Origin of the sequence: Streptomyces yatensis (genome assembly GCF_018069625.1) — a bacterium.
Classification (GTDB): Bacteria; Actinomycetota; Actinomycetes; order Streptomycetales; family Streptomycetaceae; genus Streptomyces; species Streptomyces yatensis.
Genome location: NZ_CP072941.1, coordinates 5,396,316 through 5,413,529 on the forward strand (window position 1 = coordinate 5,396,316; position 17,214 = coordinate 5,413,529).

The following is a 17,214-nucleotide window of genomic DNA, read 5'->3' on the forward strand; positions in this document are numbered from 1 at the left end:
CTCCTCCTGGATCTCCGCCACCTCCGCACGAATCTCCTCCAGCTCACCGTGCAGGCGCTCAGCCATCGACGCGATCTCTGCCAGCAGCGCCCGCTCCTGCTCGGTCAGCACCAGTTCCCCCTTGTCGTCTGCGCGTTGGTCGCGCGCATCCTGCATTGCGATCCTCCGGCGATCTTCTGGTGCGAGCTGTTCAGAGTTTCCTTACTGGATCAAGGCGGCCCGCTTGCGCGGGCCGCGCGCGCTGGCGGCCCGTGGCCGCCGCCCGCTCCTGTCTGCCGCCCCGCTCAGCGGCGTCCCCGTGCCACTCAGCGCGCCACCCCGCACCAGTAGCCCACCAAGCGCAGTCAGTACCCGGAACAGCTCCCACGGAGCGCCTGGTGATCACCGCGAACATGCCGACGCAGCGGCACGGCCAGGACCAAGGGCCCGAGCTGCCAGCCGTCGAGGGGCGGCTACGCAGAGCGGTTTACATGGCGGACCGTCCGCCGACTGCGGCCATCGTCGTTGTGCGCGTAGCAACGGCCAGCGGGGAGGGGAGGGGTGCCTGGCCGGGGGTATGTCGGCCGTCGGCCCCGGCCCGATGTGGCCGGCCGTCGTACTGTCGCCGTCACGGATGCGGGCGCGTGAGCAGACCGAACTGCCCGGTCCTGGTGGGCGGGGAGCAGCAGCTGCCGCGCGGTGGCTCAGGCCGTCGCGGTCGCTCCGCGTCGGTTTCCGTATCACCGTGGCTGACCACCGTGTCGTAAACGCTCTGGAGACTGCCACCACCTCGCATCTGCCTCGCACTCGTCACCATCCCTTTCCTGCGTCTGAACTCATCTGGGGACAGGCAGAGTCGAAGCGAGCACGACAACCGCCCCGGTACCATCGGCACCGGGGTCCTGATCATGGACTCTCCGCCGGACCACCCCGCGCCTGCCAGGGTTTGAGGGGTGGTCCGGCTTCAGGTCTGAAGTTGTTGAGGGCGGGGGCCGCCGGTCCCTCCACGACTGCGACCCCCGCCCAGCCTTGAGGGGCTACGCGTCAGGCGTCGCCGTTCGGCCTCGCACAGCCGTCGCGGAAGAGCCCACGTTCGCCGTGGACGCGCGGAAGAAGCTCGTGATGATCAGGCGGAATCCCGTGTGGCCCGTCTGGTTCGCGTGACGCAGGCACCACACCTCCGGCTGCTTGGCCTCTTCAGTCGCCCCGGATGAGTCGTCACACGTCGTGCATTCGGCCTCCAAGATCGGAGGACTTCCGGTGACGTCTGTGCTCAGGGTCCACAGGGTCCAATCGCCCTGCCGTATCACGGAGTTTCCGGCGGTCGTCACGACTGCCCCTCTCTACGCTCTCCACTGGCCAGTGAGGCCCGTTCGTCGGCAGGAAGTGCGAGGACCGCCCAGACCGCCTTGCCCACCGCTGGCCGTGGGGTGACGCCCCACTGATCGGCGAGCGTTTCCACCAGGACCAGCCCTCGGCCGCGTACCGATTCGGGGGTCGGAGTCCTCAGCTTGGGCAACTGGTCGGCCGCGTCGTGAACCTCGATCCGCACCTTGTCGCCCTGGTGCAGATAGCGCGTCTCGATCTGGCGCCCCGGCACCCGCGCATGACGCACGGCGTTCGTTATCAATTCGGACAGCACCAACAGCGCGGCCTCTTCGACCGCGATCAGCCCCCAACCAGCCAGAGCCTTCCGCAAGTCGGCTCGGGCCAGGGCGACACAGCGGGGGTGGCGGGTCCAACGCCTCACCACCACGCGTCCATCCGGGCCTGTCAGCTCTGGCTTCATGGCCACAAGCGTGCAGGTGAGACGCCCTCATCGGGACAGCCAACGGGGTACCCCAGGCGGTGAAACGGGGTACCCCAATCCATGGCGCGATCTACGCTGGACTGGACGCACGTCCCTACACCTCGTGAGCGGCCCATGAGTGAACGTGAAGCCAGGCGCAGCGGATACCCCCTCACCATCCCGGACCGCTTGCTCCTGAGCGAGGACATGAAACGGGCATGCAGGCGAAGGGACTTCGGCGAGATCTTCCGTCTCGTCAACAGACGAGCCCCAGCGAGCTACGCGGCGATCGCCGCCGCCGTCACCAAGATGACCAGCGCGCGTGTCGGCGACGTCATCCGAGGCGATCGGGGCATTCGCAGCGTCGCCGTCATGGAACGCATCGCTGATGGTCTGGGCATTCCCGGCCACATGCTCGACCTGCCCGAACGGCCCTGGGAGGGTACCCCGCCACCGGCCGCCGCTGCCCAGAACCAGGCTTACGCTCGCAGTAGCCCAGACGGCTCGAACGAACCCCCGTCCCTACCCGCAACGGGGGCGATTCCTGGTCTGCCGATTGTGCACGTGGACCCATCGAAGTCGGCGGACGCGGATGCGCTACCCGAAATCGTTCTGGTTTCGGTGTACGTCGATGGAAGGGAGCAGATCGTGCCGATAAATCGCCGAGCCCTTCTCGGGCACGCAATTGGTGTCGCCCTGCAAGGAAGCGGAGCCCTCCGTGCCGTCAACGCTTCCGCCGAGATCGTCAGTCCCCAGCCCACCAGACCACACCGACTCCCCGCCGGACGAGGCGAAGCAGCCATCGAGCACTTCCGCGACATGTGGCACACCCTGGTCAGGGCCGACAACCTCTTCGGCCCGCGTCACGCTCTCGCGGGAGTCCATCAGCAGCTCGACATGCTGCAAGGTCTTCTGGAGGACAGCAGGGGCGAGCACCGGCAAGAGCTGCTGAAGCTCTCGGCCCAATACGCCGAGTCCGCCGCGTGGCTCCACGAGGACTCCATGGACGTGTCCAGCGCGGAGACATGGACGAGCCGGGCCATGGAATGGGCCATGGAGGCCGGAGACGAAGCCATGCTCTCGTGGACGCTGTTCCGCCGCAGCCAGCTTGCGGCAAGGAAGAAGAACGCAGGCCAGGCGATCGGCCTTGCCCAGGCCGTGCAGCGCCACGAACGAGCGCTCTCCCGGCCGATGAAGGCAGCCGCCATCCAGCAGGAGGCGCAGGGACTTGCGCTCGACGGGGACGAGATCGCCTGTCAGCGGAAGCTGGACGAGGCGCACGAGTTCGCCGCCATCGCCGAATCCTCCGGTGACGCCCGATCCGGCCATGGGGACTTCTGCACTCCCAGCTATATCGAAATCCAGCGCGCGAATTGCTGGCTCAACCTCTCCCGGCCGGATCGAGCGGTCTCTACCTTCCAGACCGCATTGACCGAACTCCCGGACGTCTATCAGCGCGACCGGGGATTCGCCCAGGCGCGGCTCGCGATGGCCTACGTGGGAATCCAGGAGTACGAGCAGGCCGCTGCCGAGGCCGCAGCCGTTCTCGACATGGCCCGGGGCTCCGGTTCCGGCCGCACTCTGCAAGAGGCCGTCACGGCAGTCAACGCTCTCGCGGCGGCGAGTAATGTTCCCGCTGTGCGGGATCTACTCGACGCAGTCAAGGAGAATGCGGGGTTCTGATGGCCACGCCGAACGAACTGACGGCCATGCGGCGAGCAATCGCCATCTCTGCCCAGGGCCTCGGGACGACGAGCCCCAACCCGCCCGTCGGGTGCGTGATCCTCGACCGCGACGGCGTACCGGTCGGCGAGGGGTACCACCTCCGCAAGGGCGACCACCACGCCGAGGTGAACGCGCTCACCGCAGCGGGGGAGCGGGCCGAGGGCGGCACGGCGGTCGTGACCCTGGAGCCCTGCAACCACCACGGCCGGACCCCGCCCTGCCGACAGGCACTGATCGACGCAAAGGTGTCCCGCGTCCTGATAGCCGTCATGGACCCGACCTCACGAGGAGAGGGCGGCGCGGCGGTGCTGGAGCAGGCCGGCATTGAGGTAGAGCGCGGCGTCCTGGAGCAGGAAGCGCTACTCGTCCTCGGCCCGTGGCTCCACTCACTGCGTACCGGAAGGCCGCACATCACCTGGGCGTACAGCGTTGGCATCAACGAGGGCCACAGCGACCAGGTCTTGACCGAGCTCCGCCGCACGCACGATCTGGTGATACGGCGGTACGGGGCGATTGAGGAAGGCGTGCTAGGCGGCCACGGCGAAGACGCGTTCCGTGTGCCAACTGGACCGCTTGGTGACGAGCCAGCCAAGGTCGTACGCGACTTCACCGAGTCCGGCGCACGCTCGGTGCTCATCGAGGGCAGCGATAACGAGGTAGCACGTTTGCTTGCTGACCTGGTGGACCGCATAGTCATCGATGTGCCCAGCACTCCTCCGTCCTCAGTACCAACACCAGCAAGCAAGTTGGTCCCGAGCGAATTCCGGCTGGTAGATGCAGGGTGCCCTGGCCCGCAGGTGCGTCTGATAGCGATACGAGAGTCAGCCGGAACCATTAGCTGATGGCTGATGTTGGTGGGAACGTGCCCGCTGACGCGCGAGAGCGGTGCTTGGCAGCAGACGTTTGGGGTGGCTGGGCCCTCGACGCGGGCCCAATGTTCTAAGCCTCCATCGCTTGGGTAGTACTGCTGCGGCGACGTTTAGACGAAGGCTAATCAGCACGACCTACGCCGAGTAGGCGGTCACAAAAATGCAGATCAGGGGGAAGACGTATGGATCTGACCACGTTAGCTGATGCAGGAGCCACAGCGTACGTATCGGGTGTGGCAAGTCATGCTGCGACTGCCACAGACTCCGCGATCCGAACTTACTTTCTGCGACTTCGTTCGTTCCTAACTTCTCGTGCTGTAAGTGAGGAAGAACTCCAGGTCATCGATGAACCTGCCCTGTCGAGTAGAATCCTGACGTTGTTGGAGGAAGATCCCAGCAGCGTTGCAGCGCTGAAGGAAATCCTTGGCGGTATTTCCAAACAAACAAATATTGAAGGTGCTGGAACGGTCTATGGCGACGTTAACCTGCGCGGCAAGTATGTGGCCGGTCGCGACATTAGGTTTGATGGGCGTTGACACCCATAAGTTTTTTAAACAGCTTGCGACGCCGCCTGAACTCCAGGTCACCTCAGACCACATTTGGTGACGTTGATATATCTGGCTACTTTGCGGCCGGTCGCGATATCAACGTACGCAATGTGGCCGTTGTGGATTCGCTTCTAGAGAAGCGGGATGCGCGTATTCGTAGGAAGCTCATTACTAAAGTGCTGCCCGCGTGGGTGAGAGGGGAGGAGTATTGGCGCGGCGGGGAAAGTATGGATCTTCCTGCATCGATGGAGTTTGGGATCTCCTATGTGGCTCGACAGCAGCTGCATCGGGATCCGATGAACCAACTTTTCGCGGCTGAAAGATGGGAGTCCATGGATGTCAATCAGGCGCTAGAAGTATCGTCTGGCAAGCTGCTCATACTGGGTAACTCTGGCACCGGTAAGACCCGTGCCTTACATAAAATTATGCACACGGCGATTAATCAGGCTACGTTGGGCGATCACAGCCCTGTACCCTTCTACCTGCATTTGTCCGAGTGGTCTGGACCTCGCAAGGAGATGTGGCGCTGGTTCGTTCAGTCCATTCACGAAACATATGGAGTTCCCCAGAGAATTTTAGTTCAATGGCTCACGGACTCCGAGTTAATGCTGATCCTTGACGGTCTCGATGAACTGAGGTTCCGAGAGCGGCGCGAGTGTATATCTGCTCTAAATAAATTCGTGTCCAGTAACCCCGGTACGCAAGTTGTGGTTGCTAGTCGACTGAATGAATACCGTGACACGGGGAGGAAGCTTAATCTTAAAGCCTCTTTGGTGATCAATGAAATCGACGAGCGTCAAGTATCCGATTTTGTCGGTAGCTTCGGGGATTCTCTTTCTAACCTCAATCACGCTCTGGGTCGGGATGGCCAACTCAGGCAACTCCTGTGCAACCCGCTGATGCTCCGCTTAGCGATTTCTGTGTACTCAGCAGGCGATTCGCCGGATTTTGCTGCATCTGGTGACAGGCGAAGGAGTATCCTGGCGGCCTATGTTAATTCCGCCGAGCGTAGCATGAAGAGGGGGGCTGACGCGGGAATGTGGCTCGCTTTCACGGCCCTTGGGTTGAGAGAGCAGCGTAGGTCGCTCTTTTGCCCGGATCGCGCCCCGGTGGAATTTCTCCCCAATAAGTTTAAGAAATTGGCGGAGACGCGTACGCTGCTGATGGCGTTTCTGTTTGTTGCGGTCCCCTCGTTTATTCTGCGGCTTGTGATGGCTCTATTCGCCCCGGAATCGCCGTCTAAAAGCGTTCATCTCAGTTTGGCTTTTGCTGTGCCGATTACTTATGGATCCCTTGCTTGGATGGTAGCTAGAGGTGACATATGGGCGCCTGCGGTTGCTAGAAGGACATCGGTGGCGCGCAGCCTGTTTAAATTCGCCAAGCGGCTTCTCGGGGTGCTCCTTGTGGAGGGAGTGATGGGGATTTCGCTTGTTCTGTCTGGCGCGGCAGATGATTTTCTGGGCGGTATATGTTTGGCTTTTCTAACCGTGCTTGCAATCTTTCCTGCGCTTAAGATGGCTCGTGAATCTCAGACGTTAGACCCGAGCGAGATGCCTGATCGTGTAGGTGGAGAGATTTCTAATCTGGTTCGCTCCACTGTGACAGTCGCCATCCTCGTATCTGCGGCAACTTATGTAACCTTGTCTGCGGCATTCTATTTTTTTCGTTCCGCCTCTGTCGTCAGTCAAGGAATGCTCTACTCTCCGCTTCTTAATTCCTTCTTCTACGTAGTTCCGACCGCCTTCATTGCCGCTCTAAGGAATGGGGGATTGGATTTGATCCGGAGAGGCCAATGTAGGCGAATAATGACAAAGGCGGGTTATTTTCCTCGGCGTCATAAGACTTCGCTTGAGGAAGCCAGGCGGGTTTCGCTACTGGTTCCGCGCCGAGGGGCTTTGGAGTTTAGGCACCCACTGATCAGAGATTATCTTTCTGAGTGTATTTCCGGGGATGGCTTGCACCCATTCGTGTCCCTTCGGAGCACGCAAAAAGCCGAATGATCGTGGCCGAAGGTTGCTAGAGCGGGTTCGGGCAGTGGTGTACCTAGTCTGACTACCCTCTCTTTAAAGCTGTTGCGACTGTGCACCATGTGCGGGGCTGCTGACATCAGTGTTGACATCAACGACGGCACACGACGTCCGCCATCGGCCCGCTATGGACACCAGGCCGGACCACCACCGAGACCCGAACCAGCACCCCGCCCGAACCTACGGATCAAGAGGTTGCAGGTTCGAATCCTGCCGAGCGCGCACCAGCTCAGAGGCCCCTTCCAGTGATGGAAGGGGCCTCTTGCGTATGCGGTGACGGCGGGCGGTGACAGCAACCGCCGCGCGGCTCTCTCAGGCCGTTGCCGGGACTCCGCCCCATCCCTCACGCACCACCCGCCGGGCCGATCGCTGAGTCTTCGGCAGCGATCAGCAGTTCCCCGTCAACGCGCTGGATCTTCTGTCGGGTGGCGGCCGTGCCGTCCGACAGACCCACGTCCTTCCAGGGGAGGCTCAGAACCTCACCGCGCCGCAGACCGGATCCGACGGACTGCTGGGCGGGGGTGGCGGGTCACAGTCGGGCCGCCAGGCGTTCCCGAAGGCGTAGTCGTGGGCGGGGGAGTGGTGTTGACGGCAACGTCGGCACGCGACACCTGCCGACGGCGTTCGGACTCCGTCCGGGGCGGACGTTTTCCCAGGTCAGTGGGTGTGGCGCGCATCGGCGTAAGCGTGGTGTTAAGCGTTGCTGGGTTCCATTAGGCATCCGTTAGTCGAACGCCAACGCGGTCTTCGAAGCTGATTGTCGTCCGGGAGCGAGACAAGACAACGCAGTAATGGGAGACACGATGAGCACCATCACCAACCGCTTCCGCGGCCGCGCCGGCCGCCGCATCGCCGCCACGATCGTCGCCGCCGCGGCGCTGGGACTGGGGGCCACGGCCTGCGGGCCTGACTCCGATGCTGCGGACTCCAGCGGCTCCTCGGCCTCTTCGACCGCGTCCCCCTCGCAGGAAGCATCGAGCCAGCCCACCGGCGGCTCCTCCTCGGGCAACTCTGGGTCGCAGGGTCAGAACGGAGGCGAGTCCGCCGCCCCCGGGGGCGGTGTCGCCAACGCGGGTAACCACCGCACGATCGTCGGCACGATGGAGTACCTCGCGCCCGGCAAGCTGATCGTCAAGCCCAAGAGCGGAGGCATGGACCAGGCGTTCCTGGTCGCCAACGCCACGAAGATCCTCGGCGCGGCCGCGATCTGCACCGCCCCCGACGGCAGCGTGGCCATCGGCGACGACGGCTACGGCACCGCGAAGTGCACCGTGGACGAGCTGGAGAAGGCCGCCAAGACCAACAGCGTGACCGTCCGCGTCACCATGGACCGTAAGTCCGGCGGTGCCGAGGTCGTCGAGGAGAAGTACCACCCGTAAGTCGTCGTCTTGGGCGTGAAACGCCCTTGCCGCGCCCCGGTGTGGCTCTGCGGCGAAACAGCTAAGAGGCCCCTTCCAGAGATGGATGGGGCCTCTTGCGTTGTCCAGTGACGGTGGTCGTTGCCTGCGGAGCATGTCGGGTTAATTCTTGCGGCGGCGCCGCTGTCCATAGGGGCCGTGGCGATCGTGTGCGCGCCACTCCTCCTCATGGATGTCGCGGTCTTCGTTGCCCGCGGTGCTTCCAGGAGTCGGGATCTTCTCTCCGGCATCGATTCTGGCCTGTGTCGAGGCGAGTTGGCGGTCGATGCGCTCGTCGTCCGAATGCTTGCGCTCAGACAGCGGTCCCGGGGACGGCGGCGTGTGCGCTATCTGCCTGACGTTGTGACGCTGTGGTTCAGGGGTGGTGTTCCCTGCCTCCGCGCCGTTCTGATGCGACCGTGACGTACTGCTCATGAACAGGCCCCCGCCTCACTGAAATTCCCTGACAGTGTCTGGCGCATGTTCATTGTTGGCCTTACCCGTTACTCGCTCCCGGGTATGCAGGGGGGCTGATGATGGAGCAAAAGAAATGCCCTCAAGAGCTGAGGAACGCTCTTTCGGGCATGGTGAAGAGATGTCGCTCATGAGGTCGGGACGCGGACCTGGGCGACGTTGCTGGGAGACCTACGGATCAGAAGTGTTCGTGCCTTAGCCGGACCGCCGTTGCATCTCGGCAGTGATGGCCCAGCGCTCGTGGTCCCTCCACTCGCCGTTGATGAGCTGGAAGGCTGTCGAGTAGCCCTCGCGCTGGAAGCCCAGGCGCTTGATGAGGTTCAGCGAGGAGGTGTTGTCAGGCTGGATGTTCGCCTCCAGCCTGTGCAGTGCCAGCTGACCGAAGGCGAGCTGAAGCACGAGCCTCAGTCCTTCGGTCATATAGCCGCGGCCGGTGGTGGAGGCGTAGGCGGAATAGCCCACGGTCCCGCTCTGGAAGGTGCCCCTGACGATGTTGTTGATGTTGATGCCACCCACGATCGCTCCAGTGCCGTTCAGACAGATCACGAAGCCTTCGTGGGTGGGCCGCTCGATCCGCTCAAGGTAGCTCTCGAAAGCTTCCGGCGTGTGATCGCGGGCGCCGAGCCAGGGGCGGAGCATCTCGGCGCTTTCTTGGGCCAGCGCTGTGAGTTCGTCGTAGTCCTGACGGCGGACGTGGCGTAAGGCCACTCGCGGCCCGTGTAGAAGGTAGCTGGTGGTTGCCATCCGGGGATCCTATGCAGCCTGCTCGTGGACCCCGGAGGCGGGAATTACTGCGAGAACTCACTGGTGCTGGACCGGCGGGCAGTAGCCGGTGTCGGAGCCGATGCTGTTGATCGTGGCGTTGTCCCGGGGGTCGTCGCCGTAGTCGATCTGGTTGGTGCAGCGCATGCCGGGCTTCCTGGGGATGCCCGACGGGGTGCTCTTGGCGGAGTCCTGGTCCGAGCCCTGGCTGGGCTTGGCCGCGGAGGTGGGGGACTGCGTGGCGCTCGCGGAGGGGGACGAGGAGGAGGAGTTGGTGTCGCCGTCCTGGCAGGCGGTGAGCCCGAAGGCGGCGATGGCGATCAGCATGGCGGCGGCGGTCTTGCGGGCGTGGCGGACTGTGGTGCGGTGCAACATCTTCATTCCCGTTCGCTCGACGTGGAGTTTCGGCTTCGTGAGAACAAGACTGTCGGGCACCGCTGGTGATCCATCGCCGTACGGCTAACGCCCGGCTAACGTCCTGGGCCGGCGGTTGGTAGTTCGGTCGCGAGCGGCGGGAACAACGGGCTCCCGGCCGCATCGTTCGCAGTGCGTGCCGTGGATGCCGTGCGTGCCGTGGATGCCGTGCGTGCCGTGCGTGCCGTGAACGCTGTCGATGCTGTCGATCGCGGTTGTGTTGGGACATGCTGGTGGTGCTGGTGACCCGCGCCGGCCTGAAGGTCTTCTGTCCCGCCGGTGAACGAAGGATCCGTTATGCCTGAGCGACCGATCCTGGTCTTCGACGTCAACGAAACCCTGCTCGACCTGGAGGCGCTCCGCCCCGCCTTTGACAGGATTTTCGACGACCCCGGCGCCATGCGCCTGTGGTTCGCCAACCTGGTCACCTACTCCGAGGCGCTCACGCTCAGCGGAGCGTACGTTCCGTTCGCCGACATCGGCGGTGCCGTGCTCCGGATGCTCGCCGCCACACGCGACATCACGATCAGTGACGCCGACGGCGCCGAGCTCACGGAGCGGTTTGGCAGTATGCCGCCCCATCCCGAAGTCCCGGCGGCCCTGCGCCGGCTGCGCGACCACGGCTTCCGGCTGTTCACGCTCACCAACAACACGCTGGAGGTTTCTGAACGGCAGCTGGAGCGGGCGGGTGTGATCGATCTTTTCGAGCGCCGCTTCAGCGTGGAGACCGTACGGCGCCATAAGCCGGCGCCGGAGGTGTACCAGGGAGTGGCCGCCGCGCTCGAGGCCGATCCTGGGGGCATCTGCATGATCGCGTGCCACGTCTGGGACACGATCGGCGCTGCGGCGGCCGGTTGGCAGTCCGCGCTCATCCTCCGCGAGGGCAACGCGCCCCTCGACGTCGGCCCGCAGCCCGACTACATCGGGCAGGACCTCGATGCGGTTGCCGACCGGCTGGTCGAGCGGTATGGCGGTTGACGCTGTGCCGAGGGCTCGGTGGTGGGGCAGTGGCAGTGGAGGAGTGGCGTGTGTGTCGTCGCTCGCCGTCGTCACTCCAGCTGTCCTGCGCCGTCGCGCGCCCAGGGAGTGACGACTACCTGAATCAGCCGTGTGATGGACGGCTGGTTGGCGCGGCTGGTGTGCGGCTGGGAACGGGTCGCTCCGGTCTCACGGGCGCATCTGCTGGGGCAGGGTGAGGATTTCGGCTCCGTCGTCGGTGATGGCGATCGTGTGCTCGCTGTGCGCCGTGCGGCAGCCTGTCGCGCTGCGGAGGGTCCAGCCGTCGGCGTCGGTGACGAGCTCGGCGGTGTCCGCCATGATCCACGGCTCCAGTGCCAGCAGCAGCCCAGGGCGCAGTTTGTAGCCGCGGCCGGGCCGTCCGGTGTTCGACACATGCGGGTCCTGGTGCATCGTCGATCCGATGCCATGACCGCCGAACTCGGTGTTGATCGGGTACCCCGCCTCGCTGAGGACCGTGCCGATGGCATGGGAGATGTCGCCGATGCGAGCCCCGGGCCCGGCGGCGGCGATCCCCGCGGCCAGTGCGCGTTCGGTCGCGTCGATCATCGCGACGCTCTCCGGGGGCTTCGCGTCGCCCACGATGAAGCTGATGGCGGCGTCTGCGGCGACTCCGGCTTTGGAGACGGCGAGGTCGAGTGTCAGCAGGTCGCCGTCGGCAAGGGTGTAGTCGTACGGCCGTCCGTGGAGCACGGCGTCGTTGACGGCCGTGCAGATGTAGTGGCCGAACGGGCCGCGTCCGAAGGACGGCGCGTAGTCGACGTAGCAGGACAGCGCCCCCGCCTCGACGATCATGGCCTTGGCCCACCGATCGATGTCCAGAAGGTTCGTGCCGACCGCGCTACGGCTCTTCAGCGTGTGCAGGATGTCGGCGACCAGAGCGCCTGTGTCCTTTGCGCGGGTCAGTTCGGTGGGGCTCAGGATCTCGATCATGCGGCGTCCTTCTGACGTACTCATGTACTCACGGAACCAATAACTATACCGGGCTTACTATACCGGTATTAGAATCGGCGCCATGGTCAGGTTGCCGCTCACTCCCGCCGAGGTCGAGCGCGGTCAGCGCCTCGGCGCCCTCCTCCGTCGGGCCAGGGGGGAGCGCTCGATGCTCGATACCGCGCTGGACGCAGGTGTCTCACCGGAGACCCTCCGGAAGATCGAGTCCGGTCGCGTAGCCACCCCTGCCTTCCCGACCATCGCGGCGATCGCCGATGTCCTCGGCCTTTCGCTCGATGAGGTGTGGGCCGAGATCAACCAGTCCGACGGGGAGGCCGAACCCGCAGGGGTCGGTCGCACCGCGCGCGAGCGGTTGGCCTCCTGAGGCTTGGGGCCCCGCGGTCCCGCAGCTCCGCAGCTCCGCGGTCCCGCAGCTCCGCAGCTCCGCGGTCCCGCAGCTCCGTTGCACCTTGTGCCGACTTGCGGCGGAACTCGACTTTCAGGGTCGGTGAGGCCAGGCGGGGCGATGAGGTTAGGCAAGCCTAAGTTTCTGCTCTATGCTGCGGTGTCATGAGCTGGTGGCAGCTGGTCGCGGTGAGCCTTTCCTACGCTCTCGTGCTGGTGGTGCTGTTCGCCGCCGTGATCGGCGGCGGGCTGCTGGTCGCCAGGGACGCGCTGGTCGATGACTATCCGCCCGCGATCCGCGAGCGCTACGGCCCGCAGGGCGCGCGGGGAAAGCGGGCGGCCGGGGTCATGGGCGCGTTGAACGCGGTGATCTTCGTCGCTGTGCCGATCGTCGGCATGATCGATCTGCACGGCCGGGCCGATGGCGGGCCCGGCTTCTGGCGCGCGTTCGTCTTCGGGGCGCTGGTCTGGCTTGTGCTCACCCTCTTCGACTTGGTGATTCTGGACTGGTGGCTGTTCTGCACGGTCCAGCCCCGGTTCATGGTGCTGCCCGGGACGGAGGGCATGGCCGAGTACCGGGACTACGGCTTCCACTGGCGGGTGCTCGTTCCCCGGCCCGTGCCCTGGCCGCTGCTGACGATCTTCGGGTACGGCGCGGTCGTCGGTGCCGTCTCGGTCGTGGTCGAGGTGCTTCGGTGAGTCGGTGTGGGGAGGGTGGATTTCCCTTAGCGGGGAGAACGACGTAGAGTTACGTTCACCGACGCGGGGTGGAGCAGCTCGGTAGCTCGCTGGGCTCATAACCCAGAGGTCGCAGGTTCAAATCCTGTCCCCGCTACTCAGGTATCGAGGGCCCGGCACTATTCCAGTGCCGGGCCCTCGGTCGTTCGGTCATCCCGTGGTTCCGGCGGCCGGAACCACAGCGTCCCGCCGCCTCCACCCCGTCGCCGCCGTCAGCGCCCGACCTTCCAGCTCACCGGCCGCTTGGTGGCATCGCCTGTGCTGTACGTCACCACCGACGGCCGTATGCCGTTCGGCACCAGGAACACCTTGCACAAGGACACCTTCGCCCCCACCGCGAAGTCGTCCGGGTCCTTGCCCGGGCATGCCGCCACCTCGGTGTCGCCGGTGATGAGCGGCTGGTCGTCCACACCGTTGGCGTCCTCGAGCCCGGTGGGGGTGTTGAGGAAGGGGTAGTGGAGGGAGTTCGCGCCGACGTTCTCGAAGGTCATGGTGACGTAGTACGGCTGGGTCGTCCGTACGTCGGACGGTTCCGTGCCCGCCTTCTTCAGCTCCGCATGGGTGCCCTTGCGCGCGCTCACCGCCGTGACCCGCAGGGCGCCCCGCATATGGTCCGAGCCGCGCTTGTAGGTGATCGACGTGGGCTCGCCGAGCCGGAGCGTCTTGCCGCCATCGCCGTCGCCGTCGCCGTCGGTCGCCAGGTCGGCGCGGGTCGCGGACTGCCGTCCGCCGGAGCCGGATGCGGCGGTGTCGTCCTCGCAGCCGGCGGTGGCGAGGCCGAGGAGGGTGACACCGAGGGCGCAGACGAGAGCGGTCCGGAATCGGGTGGTGCGAGGTGGGCGGTTGGGCATGGATGGTCCCCCGTGGCTGGTCATGGTCGGTGACGACGTCGGGCGGGCGGCGTCGGCCTCAGGTGGTGGCCTCATGGTGGCCTCAGGCCGGTCCCAGATGGATACGCCGGTGCCGGAGCGTCAGTTCACCGTGTCGGTTCCCCTTGTGGTGATCTTGTCATCGCAGATCATCATGGGCGTGACAAAACCACTGGTTGGGGCTGTGATCAACTCGCAGCGCCCCTGAGACGAGGCTGTAGCGCGGACGCCCGGGGCAACTACCGTGACCCGCATGGACGATCTCGCCGTGGTGTCGGTGCAGCGGTTCTGGCAGGAACTCGGGCTGCCCGGACTCATCGATGTGCACACCCACTTCATGCCGCAGCGTGTACTGGACAAGGTCTGGGCCTACTTCGACGCCGTCGAACCCCGCTGGCACATCACCTACCGCGAGGAGGAGGACAAACGCCTCGCGGTGCTGAGGGCGTTCGGGGTGCGGGCCTTCACCTCGATGCTCTATCCCCACAAACCGGACATGGCGCGCTGGCTGAACGACTGGTCGGCCGGGTTCGCCGCCCGTACGCCCGACTGTCTGCACACCGCGACCTTCTTCCCCGAGCCCGGTGTGGAGGGGTACGTACGCGCGGCGCTCGAGGGCGGGGCGCGGGTGTTCAAAGCCCATGTGCAGGTGGGGGCGTACGACCCGGGCGACGCGCTGCTCGACCCGGTGTGGGGCACGCTCGCCGAGAGCGGGACGCCCATCGTCATCCACTGCGGATCGGGGCCCGATCCGGGCAAGTACACCGGACCGGAGCCGGTGGGGCGGGTGCTGGCCCGTCATCCTCGGCTGCGCCTGATCATCGCGCATATGGGTCTGCCGGAGTACGCGGACTTCCTGGCGCTGGCGGAGCGGTACGAGGGGGTGCATCTGGACACGACGATGGCCTTCACCGACTTCACCGAGAGCCGGTGGCCTTTTCCGCGGGCGGAGTGGGGAAGGCTGGCCGCGCTGGGGGACCGGGTGCTGTTCGGGAGTGACTTCCCCAACATCCCGTACGGGTACCCGCATGCGCTGGACGTGCTGACGCGGATCGGCCAGGACGAGGAGTGGCTGCGGGCGGTGTGCTACGGGAACGCGGCGCGGCTGTTCGGGATATGAGGCGCGGGTATTCGGGGTGTGACGTCGGGCCTGTTCGGGGTGTGACGTCGGGCCTGTTCGGGGTGTGACGTCGCGCCTGTTCGGGGTGTGACGCGGGCCGCCCGGCGCCAGCTCGGCGCCGGGCGGGGGAGTGAAGGGCTGAGAGGGCTGAGAGGGCTGAGGGGTTAGGAGGTCAGCCCTTGTCCAGCGGGAGTGCCTCGGCCAGCGTGCGCCACTCCGCGCGCGGGACGTCGGCCAACGGGCTGTCCGTCACCGCCTGGATCGCGACGTGGTCCGCGCCCGCGGCCAGGAACTCGTCGACGCGCGCCCGGATCACCTCCGCGTCGCCGAGGGCGAACATGGCGGAGATGAGACGGTCGCTGCCGCCGTCCGCGAAGTCCGCGTCCTCGAAGCCCAGCCGCAGGAAGTTGTTGGTGTAGTTGGGCAGCGCCAGATAGCGGGCGAGGTAGCCGCGGGCCGTGGCGCGGGCGCGCTCCAGGTCCGTGTCGAGGACGACCTTCAGCTCCGGCGCGAGCACGGAATCCTTGCCCAGGATGTCGCGGGCCTCGGCGGTGTGCTCAGGAGTGACGAGATAGGGGTGCGCGCCGGCCGCGCGGTCGCGGGACAGCTTCAGCATCTTGGGGCCCAGGGCGGCCAGGACCCGCTGGGAGGCGGGGACCGGGGTCGGCGCGGAGTCCAGCGCGGTCAGGTACTCCTTCATCGCCGTGTACGGACGCCGATAGCGCTCACCGGCGAGCGCGCTGTGACTCACGCCGAGGCCGAGGAGGAAGCGGCCGTCGTGGGCCGCGTTGAGCGCGGCGTGCCGCTCGGCCACGTGGGCCGCCTCGTGGTCCCAGATGCTCAGGATTCCGGTGGCGATGGTGATCCGGGAGGTGGCCTCCAGCAGGACACCGGCCTGATCCGGGCTGGGGCTGCCACCGAGCCAGATGGCGCCGTACCCCAGCTCGTCCAGTTCGGCCGCCACCTCGCTGACCTGCTCTGATGGTAGGGAATCCGTCTTCAGGGCCGCGGTCCAGACGCCGATCTTGCCAAGTGCGGGACGAGAACTCATACAGGGGGAAGCCGGAGAGTCCTTCCGCTTATTCCGCGTCCTTGAGGTTGTTCCGGGCCCCTCAGGTCGTCGCGCGTCCCTCCGGTTGTTCCGGGCCCCTCAGGTTGTTCCGGGCCCCTCAGGTCGTCCTGCGTTCCGCGCGGGTGTTCCGGGTTCCCCGTCGCTGTTCCGTGTCTCCGGCGTTGTTCCGCGGCCCCACAGGATTCTCAGGTAATTCACAGGCAGCCGAAAGCGACCTCTCAGGACCCGCCCGGAGGGTAGGGCCCATGATGCCGACCTCGCCCCACGGGCGTACCGAGCTGCTGCGCCCCGACGGGAGCCCCGTCCGGGTGCTGGTCGTGGACGACGAGTCGGCGCTCGCCGACCTGCTGTCGATGGCACTGCGCTACGAGGGCTGGGAGGTGCGCACCGCGGGCGACGGCGCGGAGGCGATCCGGATCACCCGTGAGCTGCGCCCGGACGCGGTGGTCCTGGACGTCATGCTGCCCGATATGGACGGGCTCACGGTGCTGGGGCGGCTGCGCCGCGAACTGCCCGATGTCCCGGTGTTGTTCCTGACCGCGCGGGACGCGGTGGAGGACCGGATCGCGGGGCTGACGGCGGGCGGCGACGACTACGTCACCAAGCCGTTCAGCCTGGAGGAGGTCGTCGCCCGGCTGCGGGGCCTGCTGCGCAGGTCGGGGGCGGCGGCCGCGCGCAGCGAGTCGGTGCTGGCCGTCGGCGATCTGATCCTGGACGAGGACAGCCATGAGGTGTCGCGCGGCGGCCGGGAGATCCATCTCACCGCGACCGAGTTCGAGCTGCTGCGCTATCTCATGCGCAATCCGCGCCGGGTGCTCAGCAAGGCGCAGATCCTCGATCGGGTCTGGAGCTATGACTTCGGCGGCCAGGCCAACGTCGTCGAGCTCTACATCTCGTATCTGCGGCGCAAGATCGACGCGGGGCGCAGCCCGATGATCCATACCCGGCGTGGCGCCGGGTATCTGATCAAGCCCGGGGAGTAGACACCGTGGCGCACCCCCCGATCCGGCCGTCCGGGGTCCCTGAGGCGCCTGGTGTCCGCGAAACGTCCGCGGTCCCCGGGCCGACCCCCGCTC

The 17,214-nt window shown here is 65.8% G+C and carries 18 protein-coding genes and 1 tRNA gene; 12 read left to right on the plus strand and 7 right to left on the minus strand.

Translation table 11 applies throughout. The features are described from left to right. Positions 1–1,016: 1,016 nt before the first annotated feature. Both J8403_RS44920 and J8403_RS22570 read right to left on the minus strand, forming a co-directional pair. Positions 1,017–1,310, minus strand: a complete 294-nt coding sequence (locus J8403_RS44920) for a DUF7848 domain-containing protein (protein WP_485129826.1) — start codon at positions 1,308–1,310, stop codon at positions 1,017–1,019. Beyond that, positions 1,307–1,768, minus strand: coding sequence for an ATP-binding protein (locus J8403_RS22570; RefSeq protein ID WP_211124752.1), 462 nt, complete (start codon positions 1,766–1,768; stop codon positions 1,307–1,309). Before J8403_RS22570 ends, J8403_RS44920 begins: the two co-directional genes overlap by 4 nt. 135 nt (positions 1,769–1,903) lie before the next feature. Here J8403_RS22570 and J8403_RS22575 point away from each other — a divergent pair, with 135 nt between their 5' ends. From J8403_RS22575 to J8403_RS22595, 5 genes are all read left to right on the plus strand, one after another. Next, entirely contained in the window at positions 1,904–3,451 is a 1,548-nt protein-coding gene (locus J8403_RS22575; protein WP_211124753.1) for an NsdA family TPR-like regulatory protein, read from the plus strand. Further along, positions 3,451–4,335 carry a bifunctional diaminohydroxyphosphoribosylaminopyrimidine deaminase/5-amino-6-(5-phosphoribosylamino)uracil reductase RibD gene (ribD, locus tag J8403_RS22580; protein WP_211124754.1) on the plus strand — a complete coding sequence of 295 codons (885 nt, stop codon included), beginning with the start codon at positions 3,451–3,453 and terminating at the stop codon, positions 4,333–4,335. The genes J8403_RS22575 and ribD overlap by 1 nt, the downstream gene beginning before the upstream one ends. 209 nt (positions 4,336–4,544) lie before the next feature. Then, a complete protein-coding gene (locus J8403_RS22585; protein WP_143645228.1) occupies positions 4,545–4,898 on the plus strand; it encodes a hypothetical protein in 354 nt (117 codons plus the stop codon). Next, positions 4,895–6,910, plus strand: a complete 2,016-nt coding sequence (locus J8403_RS22590) for an NACHT domain-containing protein (RefSeq protein ID WP_211124755.1) — start codon at positions 4,895–4,897, stop codon at positions 6,908–6,910. The genes J8403_RS22585 and J8403_RS22590 overlap by 4 nt, the downstream gene beginning before the upstream one ends. A gap of 830 nt (positions 6,911–7,740) precedes the next feature. Beyond that, positions 7,741–8,316, plus strand: coding sequence for a hypothetical protein (locus J8403_RS22595; protein ID WP_211124756.1), 576 nt, complete (start codon positions 7,741–7,743; stop codon positions 8,314–8,316). A 687-nt stretch (positions 8,317–9,003) separates the two neighbouring features. On the opposite strand, the gene J8403_RS22600 is transcribed toward J8403_RS22595, so the two are convergent. Together J8403_RS22600 and J8403_RS22605 are read right to left on the minus strand one after the other, a co-directional pair. Beyond that, complete coding sequence (locus J8403_RS22600) at positions 9,004–9,552, minus strand: GNAT family N-acetyltransferase (protein ID WP_211124757.1); 549 nt, start codon at positions 9,550–9,552, stop codon at positions 9,004–9,006. A 57-nt stretch (positions 9,553–9,609) separates the two neighbouring features. Beyond that, the gene (locus J8403_RS22605) at positions 9,610–9,951 is read right to left on the minus strand and encodes a hypothetical protein (RefSeq protein WP_246585939.1); all 342 of its coding nucleotides are present in this window, start codon (positions 9,949–9,951) and stop codon (positions 9,610–9,612) included. A gap of 312 nt (positions 9,952–10,263) precedes the next feature. Here J8403_RS22605 and J8403_RS22610 point away from each other — a divergent pair, with 312 nt between their 5' ends. Continuing rightward, the gene (locus J8403_RS22610) at positions 10,264–10,962 is read left to right on the plus strand and encodes a haloacid dehalogenase type II (protein ID WP_246585940.1); all 699 of its coding nucleotides are present in this window, start codon (positions 10,264–10,266) and stop codon (positions 10,960–10,962) included. 189 nt (positions 10,963–11,151) lie between these two features. Here the strand turns inward: J8403_RS22610 and map are convergent, their stop codons facing one another. Further along, positions 11,152–11,934, minus strand: a complete 783-nt coding sequence (gene map, locus J8403_RS22615; protein WP_211124758.1) for a type I methionyl aminopeptidase — start codon at positions 11,932–11,934, stop codon at positions 11,152–11,154. 82 nt (positions 11,935–12,016) lie between these two features. On the opposite strand from map, the gene J8403_RS22620 reads away from it, so the two are divergent. The 3 genes from J8403_RS22620 to J8403_RS22630 all read left to right on the plus strand — a co-directional run bounded on the left by J8403_RS22620 (position 12,017) and on the right by J8403_RS22630 (position 13,174). Next, the gene (locus J8403_RS22620; RefSeq protein ID WP_211124759.1) at positions 12,017–12,319 is read left to right on the plus strand and encodes a helix-turn-helix transcriptional regulator; all 303 of its coding nucleotides are present in this window, start codon (positions 12,017–12,019) and stop codon (positions 12,317–12,319) included. Between the two features lie 185 nt (positions 12,320–12,504). Further along, positions 12,505–13,038, plus strand: coding sequence for a hypothetical protein (locus J8403_RS22625; RefSeq protein ID WP_211124760.1), 534 nt, complete (start codon positions 12,505–12,507; stop codon positions 13,036–13,038). A 62-nt stretch (positions 13,039–13,100) separates the two neighbouring features. Further along, positions 13,101–13,174: transfer RNA gene (locus J8403_RS22630), tRNA-Met, on the plus strand. A 115-nt stretch (positions 13,175–13,289) separates the two neighbouring features. Here the strand turns inward: J8403_RS22630 and J8403_RS22635 are convergent. Then, complete coding sequence (locus J8403_RS22635) at positions 13,290–13,928, minus strand: hypothetical protein (RefSeq protein WP_211124761.1); 639 nt, start codon at positions 13,926–13,928, stop codon at positions 13,290–13,292. Here J8403_RS22635 and J8403_RS22640 point away from each other — a divergent pair. Both J8403_RS22640 and J8403_RS22645 read left to right on the plus strand, forming a co-directional pair. Beyond that, on the plus strand, positions 13,927–14,154 hold the full coding sequence (locus J8403_RS22640; protein ID WP_211124762.1) for a hypothetical protein: 228 nt from the start codon (positions 13,927–13,929) through the stop codon (positions 14,152–14,154). The genes J8403_RS22635 and J8403_RS22640 overlap by 2 nt on opposite strands. Positions 14,155–14,199: 45 nt before the next feature. Beyond that, positions 14,200–15,066: an amidohydrolase family protein gene (locus J8403_RS22645; protein WP_211124763.1), complete on the plus strand. Its 867-nt coding sequence runs from the start codon at positions 14,200–14,202 to the stop codon at positions 15,064–15,066. 172 nt (positions 15,067–15,238) lie between these two features. Here J8403_RS22645 and J8403_RS22650 read toward each other — a convergent pair whose 3' ends face one another. Further along, on the minus strand, positions 15,239–16,117 hold the full coding sequence (locus J8403_RS22650) for an LLM class F420-dependent oxidoreductase (RefSeq protein ID WP_211124764.1): 879 nt from the start codon (positions 16,115–16,117) through the stop codon (positions 15,239–15,241). A 266-nt stretch (positions 16,118–16,383) separates the two neighbouring features. Between J8403_RS22650 and J8403_RS22655 the strand changes: the two genes are divergently transcribed. Beyond that, positions 16,384–17,121, plus strand: a complete 738-nt coding sequence (locus tag J8403_RS22655; RefSeq protein ID WP_093463028.1) for a response regulator transcription factor — start codon at positions 16,384–16,386, stop codon at positions 17,119–17,121. Positions 17,122–17,214 lie beyond the last annotated feature (93 nt).

What these genes read in the sequence shown, in the direction of transcription:
- J8403_RS22600 (WP_211124757.1), bottom strand. Translation starts at nt 9,552, where the DNA reads ATGGCAACCACCAGCTACCTTCTACACGGGCCGCGAGTGGCCTTACGC.
- J8403_RS22625 (WP_211124760.1), top strand. Translation starts at nt 12,505, where the DNA reads ATGAGCTGGTGGCAGCTGGTCGCGGTGAGCCTTTCCTACGCTCTCGTG.
- J8403_RS22655 (WP_093463028.1), top strand. Translation starts at nt 16,384, where the DNA reads ATGATGCCGACCTCGCCCCACGGGCGTACCGAGCTGCTGCGCCCCGAC.
- J8403_RS22575 (WP_211124753.1), top strand. Translation starts at nt 1,904, where the DNA reads ATGAGTGAACGTGAAGCCAGGCGCAGCGGATACCCCCTCACCATCCCG.
- J8403_RS22635 (WP_211124761.1), bottom strand. Translation starts at nt 13,928, where the DNA reads ATGCCCAACCGCCCACCTCGCACCACCCGATTCCGGACCGCTCTCGTC.
- J8403_RS22595 (WP_211124756.1), top strand. Translation starts at nt 7,741, where the DNA reads ATGAGCACCATCACCAACCGCTTCCGCGGCCGCGCCGGCCGCCGCATC.
- ribD (WP_211124754.1), top strand. Translation starts at nt 3,451, where the DNA reads ATGGCCACGCCGAACGAACTGACGGCCATGCGGCGAGCAATCGCCATC.
- J8403_RS22620 (WP_211124759.1), top strand. Translation starts at nt 12,017, where the DNA reads ATGGTCAGGTTGCCGCTCACTCCCGCCGAGGTCGAGCGCGGTCAGCGC.
- J8403_RS22640 (WP_211124762.1), top strand. Translation starts at nt 13,927, where the DNA reads ATGGATGGTCCCCCGTGGCTGGTCATGGTCGGTGACGACGTCGGGCGG.
- J8403_RS22570 (WP_211124752.1), bottom strand. Translation starts at nt 1,768, where the DNA reads ATGAAGCCAGAGCTGACAGGCCCGGATGGACGCGTGGTGGTGAGGCGT.
- J8403_RS22585 (WP_143645228.1), top strand. Translation starts at nt 4,545, where the DNA reads ATGGATCTGACCACGTTAGCTGATGCAGGAGCCACAGCGTACGTATCG.
- map (WP_211124758.1), bottom strand. Translation starts at nt 11,934, where the DNA reads ATGATCGAGATCCTGAGCCCCACCGAACTGACCCGCGCAAAGGACACA.
- J8403_RS22645 (WP_211124763.1), top strand. Translation starts at nt 14,200, where the DNA reads ATGGACGATCTCGCCGTGGTGTCGGTGCAGCGGTTCTGGCAGGAACTC.
- J8403_RS22605 (WP_246585939.1), bottom strand. Translation starts at nt 9,951, where the DNA reads ATGAAGATGTTGCACCGCACCACAGTCCGCCACGCCCGCAAGACCGCC.
- J8403_RS22650 (WP_211124764.1), bottom strand. Translation starts at nt 16,117, where the DNA reads ATGAGTTCTCGTCCCGCACTTGGCAAGATCGGCGTCTGGACCGCGGCC.